The 4,979-nt window shown below is 47.1% G+C and carries 3 protein-coding genes; 1 reads left to right on the plus strand and 2 read right to left on the minus strand.

Translation table 11 applies throughout. The annotated features are described in order from the left end of the window. Nucleotides 1–750: 750 nt before the first annotated feature. Complete coding sequence (locus QUB52_RS28550; RefSeq protein ID WP_265239141.1) at nt 751–1,095, plus strand: hypothetical protein; 345 nt, start codon at nt 751–753, stop codon at nt 1,093–1,095. A gap of 279 nt (nt 1,096–1,374) precedes the next feature. Here QUB52_RS28550 and QUB52_RS28555 read toward each other — a convergent pair whose 3' ends face one another. After that, on the minus strand, nt 1,375–1,932 hold the full coding sequence (locus QUB52_RS28555; RefSeq protein ID WP_265239142.1) for a single-stranded DNA-binding protein: 558 nt from the start codon (nt 1,930–1,932) through the stop codon (nt 1,375–1,377). Between the two features lie 320 nt (nt 1,933–2,252). Further along, nucleotides 2,253–4,802 (minus strand): mannose-1-phosphate guanyltransferase, encoded by a 2,550-nt coding sequence (locus tag QUB52_RS28560; protein WP_265239143.1) that lies wholly within the window; start codon nt 4,800–4,802, stop codon nt 2,253–2,255. Nucleotides 4,803–4,979 lie beyond the last annotated feature (177 nt).

The following is a 4,979-nucleotide window of genomic DNA, read 5'->3' on the forward strand; positions in this document are numbered from 1 at the left end:
ATTTTCACCTGCCTATTACCATGACTGAAGTAATTTTTCAAGTACATTTTATACCAAATTAGATGCTCTTACCCTGTGTGTAGGGTGCGTCGCTGTCAACCTTACTACTAACGATCGCAGCCGATCGCTATCCGACTATTGTCTAGTTAAAACTCCTGATATCACAGCCTTGCATCAGTTACCGAACTCCTGCGCGAAGAAATTTCCGACGCACCCATCGGAAAGCAACCGATCCGATTGTTGATTTGCGGGATTCCCAAAGCAGTAGAAAGCATCATCAGCCTGCTGCACGTTTTAGGTTTTGCAGAAGTTGGGGAATGGAGTCCGCCTTTACCGTCCCCTCTAGCAGGCGAAATAATGCGGATTTTAACCCGTTACTGGAAATAATAATTTTTCAGGGCGATCGTCCTTGATTGAGCAAAGTGCGATCGTCCTGAAATTATCAAAAACATCAGGCTTAATTCTCCACCCAATTACTTAAAAACTCCAGATTAAGGATGCTAAATATCGAATCGAATTAACGCGGCGGTGTTTGCGAGACTTGGGGGTATTATAGAGATCATTTTAACCGTCTGTACTTACTGACTCAAGAATTGACATAATTGGTGGTATAATTCGCTATCGCGGGCTTCTCTAACCTTAGAGAGAAGCAATACCGATGCAGAAATACGTCCTAAGAGTTTTGCGATCGCCCCTAGCGTCTGGTAGCATTCTTATTAATTATTGCGCTCCGCTCAGGAGAAAAAATTTATGGCAGATATGTCCGGTCAAGACCCCTCGGAAATTAAAATGGCGACGGTTGATGAAGAACAAAAAGGCGCAACGTTTAGCGGTACGGTCATCCTTGCTATCGATGCCGAGCGTGGGGAAGTCGTTTTCTTCAGAGACTTTTTGATTGAAGATTATAAAGGCGAACTTACCGCTTATCTGGCAACAGATGGCAATATAACGAAAAGCCTTGATTTAGGCGAACTTAAGCATAAGAGCGGCAGCTTTAAGCTGCCAATTCCGCTGGGGACGGATACATCACCCTACAATACAGTCGTGCTGCGCGACGAAAAAAGCAAGAAAAAAATTGTGACGATCGAGCTGTAAAATTTGCAATTTAGCTCGGAGTTCAGCCAAATTCGTTAGCGTAGCCCTCGAAGAGGATCACCCTTTTTTTCCTGAAGTGCGATCGCCCTTAACAGTTGACAGTTGACAGTTGACAGTTGACAGTTGACAGTTGACAGCGAAGTTTTTAGGCTGGGGCTTAAATCCCCAGCCTAAAAACAATCCACCTAAAGGTGGGGGCTTAAATCCCCTGTGATGCAGGTCACTTTCGATCGAACGGCAAAGTTTGGCGATCGCTCGTAAAGTGACGCACTCTACTTTTTAAAACGGAATCGGATCGTAATCGGGATTTTCCGGCTCGTTAGGCGAACTCGAATGGCGATCGGACTCAGAATTTGAAGACTGATGCGAGTTCCAATCAGAACTAGATGGGCGGTTAGCAGGGGCTGGAGCGCCGTTAGAACCGCGGCCTCGCGAACTCATGGGAACCACATTGCTCGGCACATTAGCGGGCGCGCTGTCGCGAATTTGAGCCGGTTCGGGGGCGGTTCTAGCTGCTGGTGCAGCGCTCATCGCATCTGCGCCAACACTGTAAATCCTTTGGGCTGTGAGTTCAGCGCGCTTTTCTTTGATACCATCTCTGTCGATCGTATTCATACTCAGCCGCCCCTCAATAATCACGCGATCGCCCTCGTGATATTTATCGTGAATTTCTTGAGCTAAATTGCCCCATCCTATCACCTTTAAATGTTCCGGCGGATCTTCAGGTTTTGGGCCTGGAAACTGCACCAACATCTCAGCGATTTGAAGTTGATTATCGGGAGTATAACGGAGTTGCGGCTGTTGAATTATTTCCGCCATTAAAATGCAGCTATTCATCTTTTTTCTGTGCGTAATTGGTCATTGGTCATTGGTCATTGGTCATTAGTTATTGGTCATTGGTCATTGGTCATTGGTTATTGGTCATTGGTCATTGGTCATTAGTTATTGGTCATTGGGAGTGCAGCATTGTTGATTTTTCTCTACTAAGTAACCAGACAAAAATAATTACATAAAGACTCTTGACGCTGACAAGGCTTTCAGGCGAGATGAGTGTGTAATTAATTATGCACAACTACTTATTCGCTGTTAGTTGTCACCGATTACCCAATTACCAATTACCAATTACCAATTACCGATTACCGATTCCCAATTACCAATTACCCATTAGCGTTACCAAATTTATCTTGACGAACCGCCGCCTCGGCTTGGATGACAAAATCGTGAACCAGGGCGCGGTACTCCTTCAAAGTTTCCGATACCCAATCTCGATCCTCGCTGTTGGCGAAGATATGAACGGTCGGTTCGCTAGCATCGGGCAAAACTAATACCCAATTGTCATCGCTGTAGTTAAAAATCTTCACTCCATCTATTAATTCTAAACGATCGGGCGAATGACTTTCTACCAAATGCCGCATCAGCGAACCCTTGACCGTCCAAGGACAGCGGACACTGTAACTGCGGTGGGTGACGCGGGGAAGTTCAGCCTTAATTTGTCCGAGCGATCGCTCCTGAATCGTCATCATTTCTATCACTTTAGCAATGCAGAACATTCCGTCAAAGCCCGGATGCAACTGCGGGAAAATAAAACCCATATTGCCGCTACCGCCCAAAACCACATTGGGGTTTGCGTGAGCGGCTTCCATCAAAGCAGTTGGGTTTGCCTTAGTGCGGATTACCTTGCTTTGATAGCGGCGGGCGATCGCCTCCACCGCAGAAGACGCATTCACCGGCACTACTACTGTACCTTTGGGATGAGAAGTCAGCATCAAATTTACCATCAGCGCCGTCAGCATTTCCCCACGAATCGCGATTCCCGACTCATCTACCAAAATGAGCTGTTCGCCGTTCGCCGACACCTGCACTCCAAAATTAGCGCTGAGTGCTTTCACAACTCGGCCGAGTTGATCGAGCAAATATTCCCGTTCTCCGTTGCTCAGAGAAGTCTGCTTGAGACTGGCATTGAGCACCACCGCATCGCAGCCGAACTTGGCAAGCACTTGCGGCAGAATTGCCCCAGAAACTGCGTAAACGTAATCGATTACCACCTTAGAATTGCTGTAGCGTATTGCATCAACATTCATCTGCCGCTCAAACATCCGGTTGTAAATGTCGAGAGCTTGGTTAAAGTACGACATTTCTCCAATTTCGGGAATTAGAGCTCGCCGCAAATCTTCCTTAAAATAAGCCCCCTCAATTTTTTTCTCAGCACCTTTAGTAATATTGATGCCTTTGGTATCGAAGAATTCAATTAAAATGTAGTCGGAGCGATCGGGCGAAATCCGAACGTGAATACCACCAGCAATTGAGATCGTAGACGAAACCGTGCGTGCGATCGGAATAGCCGTCGATTCCAAATTCACCACATTAATTCCCACCGACATCAAACCCGCAATCAAAGACCTCGAAACCATCCGCGAAATGCTCCGCTGATCGCGAGAAACCGATACCGAAGTCCCAGATTTCAAAGTCGATCCATAAGCTGCGCCCAATTTTACTGCAAATTCCGGGGTAATATCGACATTTGCCAGTCCTTCAACGCCACGCTGACCGAATAAATTACGCTTAGCTTGTTCTCCCCAAATTAAATTTTGATTTAACAGAGCGCCGGATTCAATGTTTTTGCTCGGCCAGATACGCACGGAAGGGCCGACTTGCGCTTCTTCTCCCACGATCGACATCGAACCGACAACAGCACCTTCGAGGATGTGAGCGCGCCTGTCTACGCGGGTGCTCCGGCAAATCACGCAGGCCCTGATGTGAGCATCTTCGCCGATAATTGCTCCGTTCCAGACAATGGGACGTTTGAGGTTAGCATCAGCCCCGACTGTCACGTTATCTCCGATTACTGAACCCGCGTCAATTTTAACTCTGGCTCCAATCCGGCAATTGCTGCCGATCATCGTCGGTACTTCGACGATCGCGCTATCGTCAATAAAAGTATTCTGACCTATCCAAAGTCCCGATCGAACTTGATTATAGTAGGTCAAATCCAGTTTAACCTTTCCGTGCAGTGCATCATACTGAGCTTCCCGGTAAATATCAAGCTGTCCGACATCGCACCAGTAACCCTCGGCGATGTAACCGTACATCGGCTCGTTTTTTTCCAGCAACAGGGGAAACAAGTCTTTCGAGAAGTCGCACTCTTGATTGACCGGCAGGTAGTCCAAGACTTCCGGTTCTAAAATGTAGATACCCGTATTGACGGTATCGGAGAAAATTTCGCTGCTAGAGGGCTTTTCCAGAAAGCGGCTGATGCGGTAATTTTCCTCGGTAATCACCACCCCGAATTCCATCGGGTTGGGAACGCGAGTTAAAATTAACGTGGCTTTGGATTGCTTGCGACGGTGAAATTCGATCGCTTCTGTCAAGTCGAAGTCTGTGATGCTGTCGCCGCTGATGACTAAAAAAGTTCGATCGAGCAATTCCGCAATATTTTTGACACAACCAGCCGTACCCAGCGGTTGGTCTTCCTCCACAGCGTAAGTCATTTGAACGCCAAACTCTGCCCCATCAGTAAAATATTCGCGCATGACATCAGGAAGGTAATGCAGCGTCGCAATAATTTCCGTAATCTTATGCCTTTTTAGCAAATTGATAATGTGTTCTGCGATCGGGCGATTCAGAATCGGCACCATCGGTTTGGGCAAATCGCACGTCAGGGGTCTGAGCCTAGTTCCCGACCCCCCAGCCATCAGCACTGCACGCATAAAATCCTCCTTGCTTAGAAACCTATCTACCGTCATTGTCCGCTAGAAAAAGTTTGCCTGCTGTAATCTGTGGGGCACTAACTATCAGTGTTAATTATCTGTCAATTACCCATCATCAATCGGAGTACCGATATGATGAGGGCTTGTGTCTACGCTCCACCGCAATCCTGAAAACCT

Source organism: Microcoleus sp. A6-C6 (genome assembly GCF_036705955.1).
Lineage (GTDB): Bacteria > Cyanobacteriota > Cyanobacteriia > Cyanobacteriales > Microcoleaceae > Microcoleus.

Bases quoted from the DNA above. Each gene is read 5' to 3' on its own strand.
- QUB52_RS28550 (WP_265239141.1), top strand. From the start codon at position 751: ATGGCAGATATGTCCGGTCAAGACCCCTCGGAAATTAAAATGGCGACG.
- QUB52_RS28560 (WP_265239143.1), bottom strand. From the start codon at position 4,802: ATGCGTGCAGTGCTGATGGCTGGGGGGTCGGGAACTAGGCTCAGACCC.
- QUB52_RS28555 (WP_265239142.1), bottom strand. From the start codon at position 1,932: ATGAATAGCTGCATTTTAATGGCGGAAATAATTCAACAGCCGCAACTC.